Annotated in this window: 16 protein-coding genes; 2 read left to right on the top strand and 14 right to left on the bottom strand. The window is 67.1% G+C overall.

The annotated features are described in order from the left end of the window. Positions 1-45: 45 nt before the first annotated feature. From serS to C7453_RS07705, 8 genes are all read right to left on the bottom strand, one after another. Positions 46-1,320 carry a serine--tRNA ligase gene (serS, locus tag C7453_RS07740; RefSeq protein WP_114726950.1) on the bottom strand — a complete coding sequence of 425 codons (1,275 nt, stop codon included), beginning with the start codon at positions 1,318-1,320 and terminating at the stop codon, positions 46-48. Next, positions 1,313-2,155, bottom strand: a complete 843-nt coding sequence (gene tatC, locus C7453_RS07735) for a twin-arginine translocase subunit TatC (RefSeq protein WP_174787924.1) — start codon at positions 2,153-2,155, stop codon at positions 1,313-1,315. Before tatC ends, serS begins: the two co-directional genes overlap by 8 nt. Further along, positions 2,155-2,754, bottom strand: coding sequence for a Sec-independent protein translocase protein TatB (gene tatB, locus C7453_RS07730; protein ID WP_114726949.1), 600 nt, complete (start codon positions 2,752-2,754; stop codon positions 2,155-2,157). Before tatB ends, tatC begins: the two co-directional genes overlap by 1 nt. A 93-nt stretch (positions 2,755-2,847) precedes the next feature. Further along, on the bottom strand, positions 2,848-3,462 hold the full coding sequence (gene scpB / locus C7453_RS07725; protein WP_114727076.1) for an SMC-Scp complex subunit ScpB: 615 nt from the start codon (positions 3,460-3,462) through the stop codon (positions 2,848-2,850). A 113-nt stretch (positions 3,463-3,575) separates the two neighbouring features. After that, positions 3,576-4,421: a segregation and condensation protein A gene (locus C7453_RS07720; RefSeq protein ID WP_114727075.1), complete on the bottom strand. Its 846-nt coding sequence runs from the start codon at positions 4,419-4,421 to the stop codon at positions 3,576-3,578. Positions 4,422-4,502: 81 nt separating this feature from the next. After that, positions 4,503-5,444 (bottom strand): SPOR domain-containing protein, encoded by a 942-nt coding sequence (locus C7453_RS07715; RefSeq protein WP_114726948.1) that lies wholly within the window; start codon positions 5,442-5,444, stop codon positions 4,503-4,505. Further along, entirely contained in the window at positions 5,441-7,234 is a 1,794-nt protein-coding gene (gene argS / locus C7453_RS07710; protein WP_114726947.1) for an arginine--tRNA ligase, read from the bottom strand. Before argS ends, C7453_RS07715 begins: the two co-directional genes overlap by 4 nt. 78 nt (positions 7,235-7,312) lie before the next feature. Next, positions 7,313-8,494, bottom strand: a complete 1,182-nt coding sequence (locus C7453_RS07705) for a deoxyguanosinetriphosphate triphosphohydrolase (RefSeq protein WP_114727074.1) — start codon at positions 8,492-8,494, stop codon at positions 7,313-7,315. Positions 8,495-8,645: 151 nt separating this feature from the next. Between C7453_RS07705 and C7453_RS07700 the strand changes: the two genes are divergently transcribed. Both C7453_RS07700 and C7453_RS07695 read left to right on the top strand, forming a co-directional pair. After that, a complete protein-coding gene (locus C7453_RS07700; protein WP_114727073.1) occupies positions 8,646-9,014 on the top strand; it encodes a HesB/IscA family protein in 369 nt (122 codons plus the stop codon). An 18-nt stretch (positions 9,015-9,032) separates the two neighbouring features. Then, complete coding sequence (locus C7453_RS07695; RefSeq protein ID WP_114726946.1) at positions 9,033-9,815, top strand: exodeoxyribonuclease III; 783 nt, start codon at positions 9,033-9,035, stop codon at positions 9,813-9,815. 53 nt (positions 9,816-9,868) lie between these two features. On the opposite strand, the gene C7453_RS07690 is transcribed toward C7453_RS07695, so the two are convergent. From C7453_RS07690 to htpG, 6 genes are all read right to left on the bottom strand, one after another. Next, a complete protein-coding gene (locus C7453_RS07690) occupies positions 9,869-10,210 on the bottom strand; it encodes a YXWGXW repeat-containing protein (protein ID WP_114726945.1) in 342 nt (113 codons plus the stop codon). Positions 10,211-10,322: 112 nt separating this feature from the next. Next, a complete protein-coding gene (locus tag C7453_RS07685; RefSeq protein ID WP_114726944.1) occupies positions 10,323-11,726 on the bottom strand; it encodes an amino acid permease in 1,404 nt (467 codons plus the stop codon). Beyond that, complete coding sequence (locus C7453_RS07680) at positions 11,720-12,616, bottom strand: cell envelope integrity EipB family protein (RefSeq protein WP_245948914.1); 897 nt, start codon at positions 12,614-12,616, stop codon at positions 11,720-11,722. Before C7453_RS07680 ends, C7453_RS07685 begins: the two co-directional genes overlap by 7 nt. Before the next feature lie 7 nt (positions 12,617-12,623). After that, positions 12,624-14,435 (bottom strand): aspartate--tRNA ligase, encoded by a 1,812-nt coding sequence (gene aspS / locus C7453_RS07675; protein ID WP_114726943.1) that lies wholly within the window; start codon positions 14,433-14,435, stop codon positions 12,624-12,626. 129 nt (positions 14,436-14,564) lie between these two features. After that, positions 14,565-15,668: an S-methyl-5-thioribose-1-phosphate isomerase gene (mtnA, locus tag C7453_RS07670; protein WP_114726942.1), complete on the bottom strand. Its 1,104-nt coding sequence runs from the start codon at positions 15,666-15,668 to the stop codon at positions 14,565-14,567. Positions 15,669-15,818: 150 nt separating this feature from the next. Beyond that, positions 15,819-17,702: a molecular chaperone HtpG gene (htpG, locus tag C7453_RS07665; RefSeq protein WP_114726941.1), complete on the bottom strand. Its 1,884-nt coding sequence runs from the start codon at positions 17,700-17,702 to the stop codon at positions 15,819-15,821. Positions 17,703-17,719 lie beyond the last annotated feature (17 nt).

The following is a 17,719-nucleotide window of genomic DNA, read 5'->3' as shown; positions in this document are numbered from 1 at the left end:
GAGGCGCGCCGAATTACCACCGGCGCGCCTTCCCTCGCGGATATTTCAGTCCGCGTTGATGACGGCGAGACCGCTCATATAAGGCCGCAGCACCTCCGGCACGGTGATGCCGCCATCCTCGTTCTGGTAGTTCTCCATCACCGCAATCAGCGTGCGCCCCACCGCGAGGCCCGAACCGTTAAGCGTATGGACAAACTCCGGCGCGGCCCCCTCGGCCGGCCGGAAACGGGCATTCATCCGCCGCGCCTGGAAATCGCGCGTGGTGGAGCAGGAGGAAATCTCCCGCCACGCATCCTGCCCCGGCAACCACGCCTCCAGGTCGAACGTCTTCGCCGCGCCGAATCCGGTATCGCCGGCGCACAGCAGCATCCGGCGATAGGGGATGCCCAGCCGCTCCAGCACCGTCTCGGCGCATCTTGTCATGCGCTCCAGTTCCGCGTCGCTGTCTTCCGGCCGGGTGACCGACACCATCTCCACCTTCTGGAACTGGTGCTGCCGCAGCATGCCCCGCGTATCGCGGCCGGATGCCCCGGCCTCGCTGCGAAAGCAGGAGGACAGGGCCACCATCCGGCGCGGCAGGGCCGCCCCCGGCAGAATGTCCCCCGCCACGCTGGCCGTCAGCGGCACCTCCGCGGTCGGCACCAGCCAGCGCCCATCCTCGGTGCGGAAGGACTGGTCGGCGAATTTCGGCAGTTTGTCGGTGCCAAACATCGCGGCCTCATTGACCAGCACCGGCACCGCCGTCTCGGTATAGCCATGCTCCTGCACATGCAGGTCGAGCATGAACTGCCCCAGCGCGCGTTCCATCCGCGCCAGCGCCCCCCGCAGCACCACGAAGCGCGCACCGGACAATTTGGACGCGGTTTCGAAATCCATCATGCCCAGCGCCTCGCCCAGCGCGAAATGCTCGCGCGGGGCAAAGGCGAAGTTCCGCCGCTCGCCAACCTGATGCACGACCACATTCGCGGCCTCGTCGGCCCCATCGGGCACGGCCTCGTCCAGCCGGTTGGGCAGCGTCACCAGCAGATCGCGGATTTCGGCATCGCAATCCCGGACCACGGCCTCAAGCCGCTCGATCTCCTCGCGCAGCGCGACGGCCTCAGCCTCCAGCGCCGCGCTGTCGGCTCCCGTCCGCCGCAGGGTTCCAATCTCCTTCGACAGCGTCTTGCGCCGGGCCTGCCGATCCTGCAACGCGGTCACGGCAGCCCGCCGGTCTTCGTCCAGCCGCACCACATGATCGGCAACGGGGGCATCACCCCGGCGCGTCAGGGATGCGTCAAAAGCAGCCGGATCGGCGCGGAGCGCGCGAAGGTCATGCATCGGAATTCTCCTGGTCCGGGTCCTCGGGGCGCTTGGGTTGAACCATGCGCGCGCAGATGATGGAAATTTCGTACAACCCGATCAGCGGCACCGCCAGACCGGTCTGGGTGATGATGTCCGGCGGCGTCAGGATCGCCGCGATCACGAAAGCCCCCACATAAGCATAGCGCCGGAAGCGTTTCAGCGTGGCGGCGGTGACGATGCCCACCCGCGCCAGCAGCGTCAGCGCCACCGGCAGTTCGAACGCCACGCCGAAAGCCATGATCAGCTTCATGACCAGTGCCAGATATTCCGACACCTTGGCCTGAAGCTGGATCTGCAACCCGTCCTGCCCATCGGCGGTCTGGAACGAGAGGAAGAACTTCCAGGCGAAGGGAAAGACGAAATAATACGCCAGCGCGGCCCCCATCAGGAACATGATCGGGGTCGCGACCAGAAACGGCAGAAAGGCCCGCTTCTCGCTGCGATACAGCCCCGGCGCCACGAACATCCACGCCTGCATGGCCACCATCGGAAAGGACAGGAACCCCGCGCCGAAGATCGCCACCTTGATGTAGGTAAAGAAGGCTTCGTACAGCGCCGTGTAGATCAGATGCGGCTGCTCGCCCTGCGCACGCATCACGTCGCCCAGCGGCTGGGCGAGAAACAGATAGATCCGCGCCGAGAAATGGTAGCACAGCAGGAAACACAGGCTGAACGCCACCGCCGACCAGATCAGGCGGCGCCGCAACTCGACCAGATGCTCCAGCAGCGGCATCGGCTGGTCGTGAATCGGATCGTTCTGGCTCCGATTGTCGTCGTTCAGGTTCGTCTCTCCCGGCTTGGACTCGTCCATCACGTCGGCTCTCCCGCAGGCACCGTCCGCGCATCGGGCGCATCCACCGGCACGCGCCGCGCCCCATGGATCACCCGCACCGGCGGCAGGAAAGCGGGCGGACGCAGCCGCGCCCTATCGGCCGCCAAACGCCGCGCCACGGCAGGCGGCAACAGGGCAGGTGCAGGGCCGGCATCGACGACCGCAGGAAAGGCTGAATCGTCCCGAGGCTGCGCCGGCGGCATATAGCCATAACGGTGCTGCCCGTCCGGATCGTAATCGGGCGCTGCGCTCAACGGCGGGACCAGCGGTGCCGCAGGCCGCGTATCCAGGGGCGATTCGTTGAAGGTGCGCTGAAGCGCTCCGTCATCGTCGATCGCCCGCATAATCTGGTTGCGGACATTGAAGCGCCGGATGCCACTCAGCGTATCCCGCGCCTCGGTCAGGTCGGCCTCGCGCACCATCTCATCGACATGGGTCTGGAATTCCGAGGCCATCTTGCGGGCCTTCTTGATCAGACCGGTGACGGTGCGGATCGCCACCGGCATGTCCTTGGGCCCGATCAGCAACAGGGCGACGACACCGATCAGCGCCATCTCGGACCATGCGAAATCAAACATGACCGATCCGTGGCTCAGATATGGACATTGACCAACTCAGACATGACAGGGCGCGAACCGCGTCGAAACAGGCGCGGAAAGCAAGGACACCTATCACGCCACCGGCGGAGCGGAAACCGCTTCCGTCTTCGCCTCATCCGGAGCCGCTGCCCGCAGGACGGGATTATCCGGCACATCCACCAGCAATTCCTCGCGCCGAGGCAGGTCGCGCAGGTCGCGCAGGCCGAAATGCCGTAGGAAATCGGCCGACGTCCCCCACAGGATCGGCCGCCCTGGAACCTCCTTGCGGCCACGCGGCACGATCAGCGAGGCTTCCAGAAGATTATCCAGCACCTGCTGGCTCAACGACACGCCGCGAATTTCCTCGATTTCCGCGCGGGTGCAGGGCTGGTGATAGGCGATGATCGCCAGGCTCTCCAGCGTGGCACGGGGCAACCGGCGCGGGCGCTGCAACACGCGGGTCAGCCGGGGCGCCAAATCGGCCACGGTCCTGAACTGCCACCCACCAGCCACCTGGACCGGCGCCACGCCCCGCCCCTCATATTGCGCCACGACGCCCTCGATCACGGCACGCACATAGGCCGCCAGATCCTCGGCCTCGGGCGGCACCAGACCCTGCCCCTCCAGCAATTCGGCGATCGCACGTTCGGATACCGGTTCCGGACTGGCAAAGATCATGGCCTCGATCAGCCGGATCGCCATCGGCATGGCCGGCTTCCCCGCCTCATCAGGACTGCCCGAAACCTTGCTGCCTACCGCCTCGGCAATAGCCGGTTCCTCGCCGACAACCGACGCGGACGGTGCCTGCTGACTGTCGTCGGTCATTCCGCCGCGTCCATCCTGCTGTCCATGTCCGACTCCATGTCCGGCCCCATCTCCGGCCCGATGTCCGGATCGTTGGCCGCCTGCCCCCCCGCATTGGGGCGGAGCATGATCCGACCGAATTGTTCATCCTGCCGCAGTTCGATCGTCCCGTTGCGCGCCAGTTCCAGCCCTGCAATCAGCGTGCCGGCCATCGCCGCCCGGCGCTGCCGCATGCGTTCCTCGTCATCCTCGCCCTCCATCGCCAGCCCCCCTTCGGGCAGGAAAGCCCCAAGCTCGCACCACGCCCCGCCACCGGGGATGATGTCGGCACCCAGCAGGCGGTGCAATCGGGCCAGCGCGTCCTGCACCGTCCAGAAATGCATCCGCCGAGGCTGATAGACCCGCTTGCGCGCGCCCCGCCGCATGGCCGCCATATAGGCGCCCATCAATTGCGACAGGTCCAGCGCCAGCCCGGAACGGTCGATTTCCGTCAGGTCCTCGCGCTCGCCACGGGCGAATACGTCGCGGCCCAACTGGGGCCGCGCACCCAGCCACGCCGCCGCCTGCCCGATCCGCGCCAGTTCGACCAGCCGCGCCTGGAGCAGTTCGGCCGCCTCCTCGGCGTCAATGTCCTCGCCGTCCTCGGCCGGCAGCAGCAGGCGCGATTTCAGCCAGGCCAGCCATGCGGCCATCACCAGCCAGTCGGCCGCCAGCTCCAGCCGGATACGGTGAGCGGATTCAACGATCGCCAGATATTGCTCGACCAGTTGCAGGATCGAAATCCGCGCCAGATCGACCTTCTGCGCCCGCGCCAGTTCCAGCAGCAGGTCCAGCGGCCCCTCGAACCCGTCCAGATGCAGCATGGGCGCGGTCAGCCCATCAGGCAGGCCCTCATGCCCTGGCCCATGCAGACTGTCGACGGCCTCGCGCGCCAACGGCCCGGCCTAGAACCCGGCCAGGGTGCAGGCCAGACCGTTCAGCCGCACATGCTCGCAGAACGACGTAGCCTGCGCGATGCTGGCAAACCCGCGCGTGCGCAGCCGGAAGAACACGGCGCCATTGCGTTCGGTCCGCTCGATGACCGGCGTATGGCTCCCGAACAGCTCCGGATAATGCTGCGTCAGGCGCGCCCACTCCTTCTCGGCCGCCTGCTGCGAATCCAGCGCCGCAAGCTGCACGCCATAACGCCCTCCCGCCACCGGAGCCGGCGCGGCGGGTGCCACCGCAGGCGCGGCACTGGCGGCCACCGGCGAGGATGCAGCAGGCTTGGCGGGCAGCGACGCCGACGGCGGCGGCAACGCGGCAACAGAGCCCGGAACGGCGGCAGCCGGCCCGGAGTTGGCGGCTGGCGACGCAAGCGGCGCCTCGGACACAGACGGACTGGCCGGTGCCGGCACGGATGCCGCAGCAGGCGGCGTCGCGGCCGGTGCCGTTGCCGCATCCGTGGCCGGCGGCTGGCCGTATTGCTGGGCCAGACGGTCGGGGCGTGGCTGTTCCGGCCCCGGAGCCAGACGCGCCACCGCGCCATCATCGCCACTGGGCGCCTCGGCCCCCAGAACCTGCATGCCGCCCGGATCGACCGGCCGTACCCTTACCGGGCCGGGCGGCGGCCCAAAAACGGGAATGCCCGTCTGGTGATGTCCCACCAGAGCCCAACCGCCGATACCAATCACCAGCAGGCCGCCCAGCCCCGCAGCACCATAGGCCAGGCGCCGCGTCGTAGGGTCGGCGCCCAGCAATCCGTCCAGCATGCCACCCGCCCGACGGATCGGGCGCTTGCGCGGCGGCGGCGCTTCCTCATCACCGTAATCGGCGCTCATACGCTCGCGCACGCGGTTCAGACGGTCCTCATAAGGGTCGCGGCCGGAGGGATCGGTATCGCTCATCGCATTTCCTCAACCGGCTCAACACCCAGAACCGCCAGACCCGAACGGATGACCGTGGCCGTAGCCTCGACCATCGCCAGCTTCGCACGGGTGGCAACCGGATCATCTTCCTGCAGAAAGCGCAGTGTCGCATCATCACGGCCACGATTCCACAATGTATGGAAATCTCCCGCCAACTCGCCAAGATAGAAGGCAATCCGGTGCGGCTCATGCGCCTGGGCGGCCCCTTCCACCGTGCGCGGCCACTGGGCAATCCGCCGCAGCAGCGCCAGTTCGGCATCCGACCCGATTCCATCAAGGTCAGCCTCGACCAGCGCCACCGGGGCAATCGCGGCCTCACCCAGCATCTCCTGGGCGGCCCGCAGCACGGAGCGGCAGCGCGCATGGGCGTACTGCACGTAGAAGACCGGGTTGTCGCGGGTCTGCGCCACCACCTGGTCCAGATCGAACTCCATCTGGGCGTCGGCCTTGCGCGTCAGCATGGTAAAGCGCACGGCATCGCGCCCCACCTCGTCGATCAGGTCGCGCAACGTGACGAAGGTGCCCGCCCGCTTGGACATCCGCACTGGCTGCCCATCACGCACGATCCGCACGATCTGGCACAGCAGCACATCGAACCCGACCGCCTTGCCCCCAACGGCCAGCGCCTGCACCGCGGCCTTCATCCGGGTAACGTAGCCGCCATGGTCGGCGCCCCAGACATCGATCAACTGGTCCGCGCCACGACGCACCTTATCGTCGTGATAGCCGATATCGTTGGCGAAATAGGTGTTCGACCCGTCCGACTTGCGCAACGGCCGATCCACGTCGTCGCCGAACGCGGTAGACCGGAACAGCGTCTGCGGCCGGGCCTCCCAATCGTCCGGCAGCTTGCCCTTCGGCGGCTCCAGCACGCCTTCATAAAGCAGGCCCTGCGCATCCAGCCGCGCGATGGCCCCATCGGTCACGCCACCAGCCAGGATCGCGGCCTCGCTGGTAAAGACGTCATGCCGCACGCCCAGCGCGTCGAGATCCTCGCGGATCATCGCCATCATCGCGTCGACCACGAAGGGCTTCACCGTGTCCATCCAGAGTTCGGCCGCCGCCGGCTGGCCATCCGGCCCGGCCAGCCCGGTGCCATGCAACTCGGCCAGCGCCTGCCCAACCGGCACCAGATAATCGCCGCCATACTGGATGCCGCCGGGCACCAGCGCGGCGAACGCCTCGCGGTCCATGGTCGTGCCGATGGCCTCCAGGTACCGCCAGTAGGCGGCCCAGGCCAGGGCGATCACCTGGGCGCCGGCATCGTTGATGTAATATTCCTTGGTGACCGCATAGCCGGCCTTGGCCAGCAGATTGGCCAGCGCATCACCGACCACCGCGCCCCGGCAATGCCCCACATGCATCGGCCCGGTCGGGTTGGCCGAGACATATTCCACATTCGCCCGCACGCCCTGCCCCAGCGTGGCATCGCCATAGGATTCGCCGGCGCGCAGCACATCGCCCACCACCGCGCGCAACACCGATTCGTCCAGCGTCAGGTTGACGAAACCGGGCCCGGCCGGTTCCGCCTTCGCGATGCCCGGCACCTCCACCAGCGCCGCCGCCAGTTCGGCCGCGATCTCGGCCGGGCGGCGACGCGCCGGCTTGGCGGCCAGCAGGGCGGCATTGGTCGCCATGTCGCCATGGGCCGGATCGCGCGTCGGGGTCAGTTCCACCCGCGCCGCAACCTCCTCCGGCAGGTCCGGAACGATCCGTCGCAGGGCATCGCGCACATGCGAGAGATAGCGAACGAACAGGCTGTCGGACATGCGATGCGGCTTCCCACTGAAACACCGGCGCGGACGGATCGCCCGCCCGGCGCGTATGAACGTTACTGGTCGGGCGTTTCAGCCCGCCACGGACAGATCCGTCAACCGTCGATGTTCTTCCATCGCGAATCGATCCGTCATCCCGGCTATATAATCGGCCACGATCCGCCGCGCACCCATCGCGTCGGTCGCCCGCGCCTCCTGGCGCCAGCCGTCCGGCAACAGCGAAATATCGTCGGCCAGAATCGAGAAGATCGATTCGACCGCGATCCGCGCCTTGCGCGTCATCCGGTTGACCCGCCAGTGCCGGTACATCCGCGCATACAGAAAGGTGCGGATCGCCCCGTTATCGCGCGCCATGGCCGGGCTGTAAGCCACCACCGGCATCGCGGCCGCGCGCACATCATCGGCCGATCGCGGGGCCAGTTCCGCCAGATTGCGCCGTGTCTGCTCCGTCAAATCCACCGCCAGCGCATTGATCACCCGGCGGATGGTCTCATGCCGCATCCGGTCCTGCAGGTGCGTCTCCTCGGCCACGTCGCCCGACATGGCCACCCCGCCCGCCCGTTCCCGCACCAGCGCCAGCGCCGCGCCGACCACCGGCAGGTCCGCCAGATCCGCCAGGTCCAGCAGCCCGGCACGCATCCCGTCATCCAGGTCGTGGGCGTGATAGGCGATATCGTCGGCCATGGCGGCAATCTGCGCCTCGACCGAGGCATAGCTGGACAGATCCAGTCCCAGCCCGTCCGCATACCGGGCGACATAGCCGGTCGGATGGTCCACCGGGCCGTTATGCTTGATCAGCCCTTCCAGCGTCTCCCAGGTCAGGTTCAGCCCGTCGAAATCGAAATAGCGGCGTTCCAGCTTGGTCACCTGACGCAGGGTCTGGGTATTGTGGTCGAAGCCCCCCCAGTCCCGCATGGCCGCGGCCAGCGCGTCCTCACCGGCATGGCCGAACGGCGTGTGGCCCAGATCATGGGCCAGCGCGAGCGTCTCGGTCAGGTCCTCGTCCACCGACAGGCTGCGGGCGATGGACCGCGCGATCTGCGCCACTTCCAGCGAGTGGGTCAGCCGGGTACGGAAGAAATCGCCCTGATGGTTGACGAAGACCTGCGTCTTATATTGCAGCGTCCGGAAGCCCGCCGAATGCAGCACCCGGTCACGGTCGCGCTGCCATGGCGAACGACTGGGCGATTCCGCCTCGGCATGCAGGCGCCCCCGGGCGGTGGCGGTCTGGACAGCATAGGGTGCGACGCTCATATATAACCCCAATCCCGGATGGGTGGCGTAATCCCGGCCTCGGACGAACCGGACCTCCGCCCCCAGTCGATAACCCGCCCGGCGCCGCAAGGCCAGCATGCTGGCTCAGCATGCCGCCCTGGGCCGCGCGACGATGGTGATCCCGATGGACATGCCCCTTCCCACTTCCCCCTCGCCCGACACGGCCTTCCGCGTCTCGCCCGAGGCCGCGACCCGGCTTCAGGATATCATCGCCGCCCAGCCGGGCATCGACGCCGCCTCCACCGCGCTGCGCGTCAGCGTTCTGGCCGGCGGCTGCAACGGCTTCCAGTACAGCTTCGCCCTGGATGGCGAGGCCCGCCCCGACGACATCGTGGTACCCGCCGGCAGCGCCCGCGTCCGGGTCGACCCCGCCAGCATGGACCTGCTTTCCGGCGCCGAACTGCATTTCAACGATTCGCTGATGGGCGCGCATTTCACGGTGCGCAATCCCAACGCCACCTCGTCCTGCGGGTGCGGCACCAGTTTCTCGATCGACTGAGCAGGCCGCCCGTCCAAGATGAAAATCGCAAGCTGGAACGTCAATTCCATCCGCCAGCGCCAGACGCATGTACTGGACTGGCTGGAGCGCGAGAAACCCGACCTGCTGGGCCTCCAGGAAATCAAATGCGAGGATTCCGTCTTCCCGGCCGAAGCCTTCCGCGCCGCTGGCTACGAATCGGTCGTGGTCGGACAGAAAAGCTATAACGGCGTCGCCATCCTCTCGCGCGTGCCCTTCACCGTCACGACCCGCTCCCTGCCCCTGCTGAACGACGATGCCCCGCAGGCCCGCTACGTGGAAATCGAAACAGACGGCCTGATCTTCGGCAATCTCTATCTTCCCAACGGCAATTCAGGTGGCAGCGCGGGATACGAGGCCAAGCTGGCCTTCATGGAGGCACTGGCCCTGCACGCCCGCGCCCTGCTCGATGCAGGCCGCGATTTCGTGCTGGCCGGCGATTATAATGTCTGCCCGACCGACGAGGATTGCGCACCCGGCGCCCTGCCACCCACCGACGCCCTGGTCCGTCCGGAAACCCGCGCCGCCTTCCGCCGCCTGATCTGGCTGGGCCTGACCGACGCGCTGCGTGCCCTGCATCCGCACGGCCGCCATTACACGTTCTGGGACTATCAGGCCGGCGCCTGGCCACGCGATTGCGGCCTGCGCATCGACCACGCCCTGCTCTCCCCCCGCCTGGCGGAGCGCCTGCGCGATGCCCGACCCGACCGGGACGAACGCGGCCGCAATCAGCCCTCCGACCACGTTCCCCTGGTCATCACGCTGGACGACACCCGGACCTGAGAGGCCATCCCCCGTCAGCCACGGTGCTGACGGGAGACTTTCCCATCGTTCCGTCAGCGCCAGCCGGGCCGTACCCAGACCCAGCGCGGGCCGCGCTGCATCCAGCGCCCCGGTCCCCAGCCACCACGCCGGCCCGCGCGCACATAGCGCCCCGGAACCCAGACATATCCGCCATTGACCCAGTCCCAACCGCCACCGACCCAGACCCAGCCGGGGCGTGGACGCGGCGCCATTTCGGCGCGCGGCGGCGGCATCGGCGGCGGCGCCCAGCCCGGCGTCACCGGCCCGTAGCGGTAGGCCTGTGCCTGCGCCGGGGCCGCATCTCCCACCGCCATGGTTCCCCCGGCGATAACGCCCAGCGCCAGCAGGGCGCCCCTGACAATCTGCCTGTTCATGCGAACCAACTCCTGTTTGCACACGGGATCTTGGCGTCCCGTCAACGGCACTATGGTCCGATCATCATGGCGTTGAAATGGCGAAAAAATAACCGTGCGAAACCTCGATCCATCATGAAGGCGCACGGTCGCGCCGACGCGGCGTCACTGCTCCCAGCGCCACGATCAGAATCAGCGTCAGGCTGCCCAGTTCGATCTGCACCCGCGTATCCGGCGTCAGCATCATCGTCACCATCACCAGCAGGATGGCACCGACCGTCAGCCATGAGAGGTAGGGAAACAGCAGCATCGGAAAGGCCGGCTGCCGCCCCTCGCCATGCATCTTCCGGCGCAGGGCGATCTGGGCGAAGACCACCATCAGATAATCGAACAGGATGATCGCCCCGGAAGCATTGAGCAGAAAGCCGAAAACCTCGCCCGGAAAGGTCGCGGCAACCACGGTCAGCACACAGGCCACCAGACTGCCGATGGCAATCGCACGGCGCGGCGCCCCGCTGGCCCCGGTACGCACCAGCACCGCCGGCGCGTCGCCATGCGCCGCCATCTCGAACAGGATGCGCGACGTGACATACAGCGTCGAATTCAGGCACGACGCGATGGCCACCAGCACCACCACCGTCATCGCGGTTTCGGCGCCCGGAATGCCGATCCGATGCAGCACATCAAGGAACGGCGAGTGGCCGGCCCGGATCTGGTTCCACGGAATCAGGCACAGGATCACGGCCAGCGACCCCATGTAGAACAGCATCACGCGCACCACGACGGTCCGGATCGCCTGGACGATATTATAGCCGGGATTGTCGGTTTCCGCCGCCGCCACGGTCGCAATCTCGGCCCCCGCGAAGGTGAACAGGATCGCCGGCAGCAGCGACAGCGAGGCTGCGAACCCATGGGGCATGAACCCGCCCTGATCCCACAGATGCGCCACCCCTCCATGCAGCGACGACCCGATAACCCCGAACAGCGCCAGCCCGGCAATAAGCGTGAACACCCCGATCGCGGTAATCTTCATCAGCGAGAACCAGAATTCGAACTCGCCATACCCCCGTACGGACCCCATGTTGACGGCCGTCATCAGCGCGATCAGCCCCAGCGCCACCGTCAACTGGGCCACGCCCAGCATCGGTGCCACGATCAGCGCCGCCGCCTTGGCCTCCACCGAGGCCACCACCACCCAGAACAGCCAGTACGACCAGCCGGTGACAAAGGCGGCCCGATGCCCCAGCCCCCGCCGCACATGCCCCACGAACGACCCCGCCTCCGGGCAGTCGATCGCCATCTCGCCCAGCATGCGCATGACCAGAAAGACGATCAGCCCGGCCATCAGGTAGGACAGCAGCACCAGCGGCCCCGCCCCCTCGATCATCACCGAGGTGTTCACGAACAGCCCGGCCCCGACCATCCCCCCGATCGCAATCATCGAAACGTGGCGGGTGCGCAACGAATGAGCCAAGCCGCTCCCGTTGGCAGGGGCTGCATCCTGCGGGCTGTCTTCAATCGGCGCGGGGTTCAGCATCGGTGACCTTCCGGGGCTGGGGTAAATTCATGCAGCGTGCCGTGCATGCGAAAATCTCCGAAATCCATATCCAGGTCATCGGAGACGCCATTGGCGAAATACCGCATCCCGATCTCGTAATCGGCACGCATATCGTGGGTGGACGCAGTGTAGAACGCCACATGCACCCGCCCCGACGGCAGGCGCGCCAGTGCGGGATACTGGCTGGCGGAGGGCGGATGGTTCCACCCCAGGATCATGACATAGGTATCCTGCGCCCCATCTTCGCCGGTTCCATCGAACAGCATCGGAGCCAGGGAAGTCTGCCCCTGCTCCCCGGCAGCGACAATCGCTCTGGTATGGGCCATCGGAAACATCACGCCGGCCGGCAGATGGACGGTATGCGCGCTGGGCTGGGTATAGCGGATCTCGCCGCCAGTCGGCGTCATCGTCGCCTCGCCCATCACGCGGCTGGCCTCGTGGCCATTCGCGGTCTGCACGGTACGAAACACCAGGCTATGACCGTCCTTGGCCTCCAGCGTCGCATAATCCGACACCATCTCGGTCACGCCGCCCGAACGCGACACCGTCTGCAGACGCAATTGCTGCTGGGTCGACCAGGCCGAACAGGCATCGCTGACCGCATAGGTCATGGTCCCACTGGCGGAAATCGTATCGCCGCCGGTCACGGCGGCCAGCGTCAGGTCATAGACCGCACGATGCGGCGCCAGCGTGATCGGCGTCTCCGCCTGGGCAGGGCTTCCCGCGCCCCACCCAAGGGTCATCAGAACGGCGGCCAGCAATCCCCTGGCCGGCCGCACCGTGGCGGCGCATAGGATATTCGATGTCATGATCACAGCAGAGCCCATCGCGCCATCGCGCGCAATGATGCTCCACCGGTCACATGTCATATCCGGCCTATTCCGCCGGCTTGGCGTCTTTCCCCGCCGACGGCTTGCGGCGCGGCAGGTCGAGTGCCAGCGACAGTTCCTTCAGCCGCTCCGGCGGAACCGGTGCCGGGGCACCCATCATCAGGTCCTCGCCCTGCTGGTTCAGCGGGAACAGGATCACCTCGCGGATGTTCGGCTCGTCCGCCAGCAGCATGACCATACGGTCCACGCCCGGCGCCGAACCGCCATGCGGCGGCGCGCCATAGCGGAAAGCATTCAGCATGCCGCCGAAACGCGCCTCGACCTCGCTGGCCGGATAACCCGCCAGTTCGAACGCCCGGATCATCACATCCGGACGATGGTTGCGGATCGCGCCCGAAGACAGCTCGATGCCGTTACACACGATATCGTACTGGTACGCCGTGATCGTCAGCGGGTCCTGGCTGTTCAACGCCTCCAGACCGCCCTGCGGCATCGAGAACGGGTTGTGCGAGAAATCGATCTGCCCCGTTTCCTCATTGCGCTCATACATCGGGAAGTCGGTGATCCAGCAGAAGCGGAAGGCATTCGGCTCGATCAGGTCCAGTTCGGTGGCAATGCGCGTGCGCACCTGGCCCGAGAACTTCACCACCTCGTCGCCCTTGCCCGCCGCGAAGAACACGGCATCGCCCGCCTTCAGCCCGGTCGTGGCGCGGATCGCCTCCACCCGCTCGGGTTCAAGGTTCTTGGCGATCGGGCCCTTGCCACCTTCCTCATCGAAGATGATGTAACCCAGCCCGCCGCCCCCGGCCTCGCGCGCCCAGGCATTCAGCTTGTCGAAGAAGGTGCGCGGACGGTCACCCGCCCCCGGCGCGGGAATCGCGCGCACCTCGCCCCCGGCGGCAACGATGCGGGCAAACAGGCCAAATCCCGAATCGGCGAACGATTCGGTCACATCGCTGATCAGCAGCGGGTTGCGCAGGTCCGGCTTGTCGCTGCCATACAGCTTCATCGCCTTGGCATAGGGAATCCGCTCGAACGGCGCGGCGCTGACCGTGCGCCCACCGCCGAACTCGCGGAACACGCCTTCCATCACCGGCTCCAGGGTCGCGAACACGTCTTCCTGGGTGGCGAAGGCCATCTCGAAATCGAGCTGATAGAACTCGCCCGGCGACCGGTCGGCACGCGCCGCCTCGTCGCGGAAACACGGCGCGATCTGGAAATACCGGTCGAACCCTGCAACCATCGCAAGCTGCTTAAACTGCTGCGGCGCCTGCGGCAGGGCATAGAACTTGCCCGGATGCATGCGCGCCGGCACCAGGAAGTCGCGCGCCCCCTCGGGCGAAGACGCCGTCAGGATCGGCGTCTGGAATTCGATGAAGCCCTGATCGGTCATGCGGCGGCGCAGGCTGGCGATCACCTGCGAACGCAGCAGGATGTTCCGGTGCACCTTGTCGCGCCGCAGGTCGATATAGCGATAGGTCAGGCGCAGATCTTCGGGATAGTTCTCATGCCCCGCGACCTGGAACGGCAGCACATCGGCCGACGACTGCACGTCCACCGTCTGCGCGCGCAGTTCGATATCGCCGGTCGGCAGGTTCGGGTTGCGCGTCGCATCGTCGCGCAGCACCACCTCGCCCGTCACCGTCAGCACGCTTTCCACGCGCACGCGCTCGACCGCCTCCAGCACCGGCGAACCGGCGGGAATCACGATCTGGGTCATGCCGAAATGATCGCGCAGGTCGATGAACAGCAGACCGCCATGATCGCGCTTGCTGTGCACCCAGCCGGAGAGGCGGGCGGTCTGCCCGGCGTCGCTGGCCCGAAGCGCGGCGCAGCTATGGGTACGGTAGGGATGCATGGTCCGGTCCTGTGTCACCAAAAAACAAGGGACGGAGCGCGACGCGCCCCGTTCGGTCGAAGGCGGAGGAAGCCGGGCCGGGCCTCCCCTGTCAAGGGTTGCCTTCGCCCACCAGCCTCCGCGCCGCGATCACGCCTCGGCGTGGTCCGGAAACAGTTCGGCCAGCCCCGCCTGCGAAGCCGCACACAACCCGCGTTCGGTAATCAGGCCCGTCACCAGCCGCGCCGGCGTCACGTCGAAGGCCGGATTGGCCGCCCCGCTGCCCGGCGGCGTCACCTGCACGGTCTCGATCCGGCCATCGGCGGTCTGCCCGGTCACACTCGTCACCTCGGCGCCCGCGCGCTCCTCGATCGGGATCTCGACCAGCCCGTCCGTCACGCGCCAGTCGATGGTGGTCGAGGGCAGCGCGACCCAGAACGGCACGCCATTGTCATGCGCCGCCAGCGCCTTCAGGTAGGTGCCGATCTTGTTGGCGACGTCGCCACCGCGCGTCACCCGGTCGGTGCCCACGATCACCAGATCCACCAAGCCGTGCTGCATCAGATGGCCGCCGGCATTATCCACCACCACGGTATGCGGCACGCCATGGCTGCCCAGTTCCCATGCCGTCAGCGCGGCGCCCTGGTTGCGCGGCCGGGTTTCGTCCACCCAGACATGCACCTTCAACCCGCTGTCATGCGCCATATAGATCGGCGCCAGCGCGGTGCCCCAATCCACGGTAGCGATCCACCCGGCATTGCAGTGGGTGAGGATATTGACCGTCGCCCCCTCACCCCGCCGCGCCGCAATCTCCTGAATCAGGCTCAGGCCATGGCGCCCGATCGCCTCGTTCTGCGCCGCATCCTCGTCGCAGATCCGCCCGGCCTCGTCATAGGCGGCGGCAACGCGCGCCTCGGCCGGCAGCGGGCGCAGGCGCGCCAGCATGCGGTCGATCGCCCAGCGCAGATTGATTGCCGTCGGGCGCGTCTCCGCCAGCAGGGCGGCATCATGCTCCATGGCCGCATCGGACGCATCGACGCGCAAGGCCAGCGCCAGCCCATAGGCCGCCACCGCGCCGATCAGCGGCGCGCCGCGCACCTGCATGGTGCGGATCGCCTGCGCCACCTGGTCCCGTTCGATCAGGCGCAGAACATCCAGCGCCCACGGCAGACGGGTCTGGTCGAAGATATGGACCGACCAGCCATCATCCTGGTCCACCCATACGCTGCGATAAGGGACATTACCGATCTTCATGTCGCACGGTTCCAATGGCTGGGAAAAAGGCCGCGCAGGGAAGCACCCAAATGGCACGGCATCAAGCCCGCAACCGTCAGGCTGCGGGCTTCACGCGGCATTTTAGCAGGTCCACGCACAAAACCTGCGTGAACCTGTCATGGCAGTTTCTTAAGCGGCGCCGCCCTGCAGATGGGTCAGCGTCGCCGTCAGCCGGCTGGCGAACGCGGTCGGGTCCTTCAGGCTCTCGCCTTCCTGAATCCGCGCGATATCCAGCAGGATCAGCGCGGTGTCAGTCACCGCCTCACCCCGCGCCACCCGCGTCGCCATGTCGCGGATCAGCGGGTGCGCCGGATTGACCTCCAGCACCGGCGCCAGGTCCGGCACCGCCTGACCGCTGCGCCGCATCATGCGCTGCAATTGCAGGTCCGGCCCCTGCCCGGCCGCCGCCAGCACCACCGCGCTGCTCACCAGCCGCGTGCTGCCGCGCACGTCGGACACCGCCTCACCCAGCGCCTCCTTCAGCGCCGGCAGCAGCGTGTCCAGTTCCGCCTTGTCCCCTTCGGACAGCGGCGCCTCGAACTTCTCAAGGTCGGCATGGCTCTGGCTGACGCTGCGCAGTGCTTTCCCTTCGAACGTGCCCAGACGATCGGGCCAGAAGGAATCGACCGGATCGGTCAGCAGCAGCACTTCGATCCCGCGCGCCTTGAACCCTTCCAGTTGCGGCGAGGCCGGCAGCGTGTCGGCATTGTCGCCGGTCAGGTAATAGATCGCCTCCTGCCCGTCCTTCATCCGCGACACGTAGTCGGCCAACGTCGTCCAGCCCTCTTCGGTGCTGGAACGGAACCGGGCCAGCCCCGCCAGGTCGGTGCGGTATTCCGCGTCGTCCCAGATCCCTTCCTTCACCACCGGGCCGAAATTGTCCCAGAAGGCAGCGTAGGATTCGGCATCCTTGGCACGGGTGCGCAGTTCGTTCAGCACCCGGTTGGTCACCGCCTTGCGGATGCGCTGCAACACCGGCGTCGCCTGCAACATCTCGCGCGAGACGTTCAGCGGCAGGTCTTCAGTATCGACCACTCCCTGCACAAAGCGCAGCCACGGCGGCAGCAGCGCCGCATCATCGGTGATGAACATGCGGCGGACATGCAGCCGCACCTTGCTCTCGCGCACCTGCTCGCCGAATTCGAACGGGCGGCTGCCGGGGATGAACAGCAGCGCGGTAAACTCGATCGTGCCTTCGGCATGCCAGTGCAGCGTGGCCCACGGCGTATCGAAATTATGGCTGACATGGCGGTAGAACTCGGTGAGTTGCTCTTCCGTCACCTCGCTGCGCGGCTTGCGCCACAATGCGGTGCCCGCATTGGCCGGCTTGTCCTCGCCATCGCTCTGGATCGTGATCGGCCAGGCGATGTGATCGGCCCATTTGCGCACGATCGCTTCCAGGCGCCAGGCGTCCAGAAACTCGTCCGCATCGTCCTTCATGTAGAGGATGATGTCGGTACCCGGCTGCTCGCGCGTCGCGGGGCTGAGGGTAAAGCTGCCCTTGCCGTCCGAAGACCAGCGCCACGCCTCGTCCGTCCCGGCCCGACGCGACACCACATCGACATGGTCCGCCACCATGAAGGCGGCATAGAAGCCCACACCGAACTGCCCGATCAGGCCGGAGCGTTCCTCGGGCTTGTGCTTGGCCAGCTCCTCACCGAACGCACGGGTGCCCGAGCGCGCGATGGTGCCCAGATTGCGCGCCAGCTCTTCCTTGCTCATGCCCGCGCCATCGTCGCTGATGGTCAGGCGCCGTGCGTCCTTGTCGGGGTCGATGCGCACCTTCGCGCCCTCGGGCAGCGCCTGCGCCGCATCGGTCAGGGCCTCGAAACGCCGCCGGTCGGTGGCGTCGGCGGCATTGGCCACCAGTTCGCGCAGAAAAATCTCGCGCTCCGAATACAGCGCATGCACCACCAGATCGAGCAGCCGCCCGACCTCCGCGCTGAAAGCATGTTCCTCACCACCCGTCGCAGCGGGGCGGCTCGCGTCGGAGCCGGTAGCCTGATCGACCATGTTGGAAATCTCTCTGT

It is taken from the genome of Gluconacetobacter liquefaciens, assembly GCF_003350405.1.
Taxonomy (GTDB): Bacteria; Pseudomonadota; Alphaproteobacteria; order Acetobacterales; family Acetobacteraceae; genus Gluconacetobacter; species Gluconacetobacter liquefaciens.
Note: the sequence above shows the minus strand (reverse complement) of the source record. Positions and strands in the feature narration are given on the sequence as shown.

What these genes read in the sequence shown, in the direction of transcription:
- serS (WP_114726950.1), bottom strand. Translation starts at nt 1,320, where the DNA reads ATGCATGACCTTCGCGCGCTCCGCGCCGATCCGGCTGCTTTTGACGCA.
- tatC (WP_174787924.1), bottom strand. Translation starts at nt 2,155, where the DNA reads ATGGACGAGTCCAAGCCGGGAGAGACGAACCTGAACGACGACAATCGG.
- tatB (WP_114726949.1), bottom strand. Translation starts at nt 2,754, where the DNA reads ATGTTTGATTTCGCATGGTCCGAGATGGCGCTGATCGGTGTCGTCGCC.
- scpB (WP_114727076.1), bottom strand. Translation starts at nt 3,462, where the DNA reads ATGCCGATGGCGATCCGGCTGATCGAGGCCATGATCTTTGCCAGTCCG.
- C7453_RS07720 (WP_114727075.1), bottom strand. Translation starts at nt 4,421, where the DNA reads ATGCTGCATCTGGACGGGTTCGAGGGGCCGCTGGACCTGCTGCTGGAA.
- C7453_RS07715 (WP_114726948.1), bottom strand. Translation starts at nt 5,444, where the DNA reads ATGAGCGATACCGATCCCTCCGGCCGCGACCCTTATGAGGACCGTCTG.
- argS (WP_114726947.1), bottom strand. Translation starts at nt 7,234, where the DNA reads ATGTCCGACAGCCTGTTCGTTCGCTATCTCTCGCATGTGCGCGATGCC.
- C7453_RS07705 (WP_114727074.1), bottom strand. Translation starts at nt 8,494, where the DNA reads ATGAGCGTCGCACCCTATGCTGTCCAGACCGCCACCGCCCGGGGGCGC.
- C7453_RS07700 (WP_114727073.1), top strand. Translation starts at nt 8,646, where the DNA reads ATGCCCCTTCCCACTTCCCCCTCGCCCGACACGGCCTTCCGCGTCTCG.
- C7453_RS07695 (WP_114726946.1), top strand. Translation starts at nt 9,033, where the DNA reads ATGAAAATCGCAAGCTGGAACGTCAATTCCATCCGCCAGCGCCAGACG.
- C7453_RS07690 (WP_114726945.1), bottom strand. Translation starts at nt 10,210, where the DNA reads ATGAACAGGCAGATTGTCAGGGGCGCCCTGCTGGCGCTGGGCGTTATC.
- C7453_RS07685 (WP_114726944.1), bottom strand. Translation starts at nt 11,726, where the DNA reads ATGCTGAACCCCGCGCCGATTGAAGACAGCCCGCAGGATGCAGCCCCT.
- C7453_RS07680 (WP_245948914.1), bottom strand. Translation starts at nt 12,616, where the DNA reads ATGACATGTGACCGGTGGAGCATCATTGCGCGCGATGGCGCGATGGGC.
- aspS (WP_114726943.1), bottom strand. Translation starts at nt 14,435, where the DNA reads ATGCATCCCTACCGTACCCATAGCTGCGCCGCGCTTCGGGCCAGCGAC.
- mtnA (WP_114726942.1), bottom strand. Translation starts at nt 15,668, where the DNA reads ATGAAGATCGGTAATGTCCCTTATCGCAGCGTATGGGTGGACCAGGAT.
- htpG (WP_114726941.1), bottom strand. Translation starts at nt 17,702, where the DNA reads ATGGTCGATCAGGCTACCGGCTCCGACGCGAGCCGCCCCGCTGCGACG.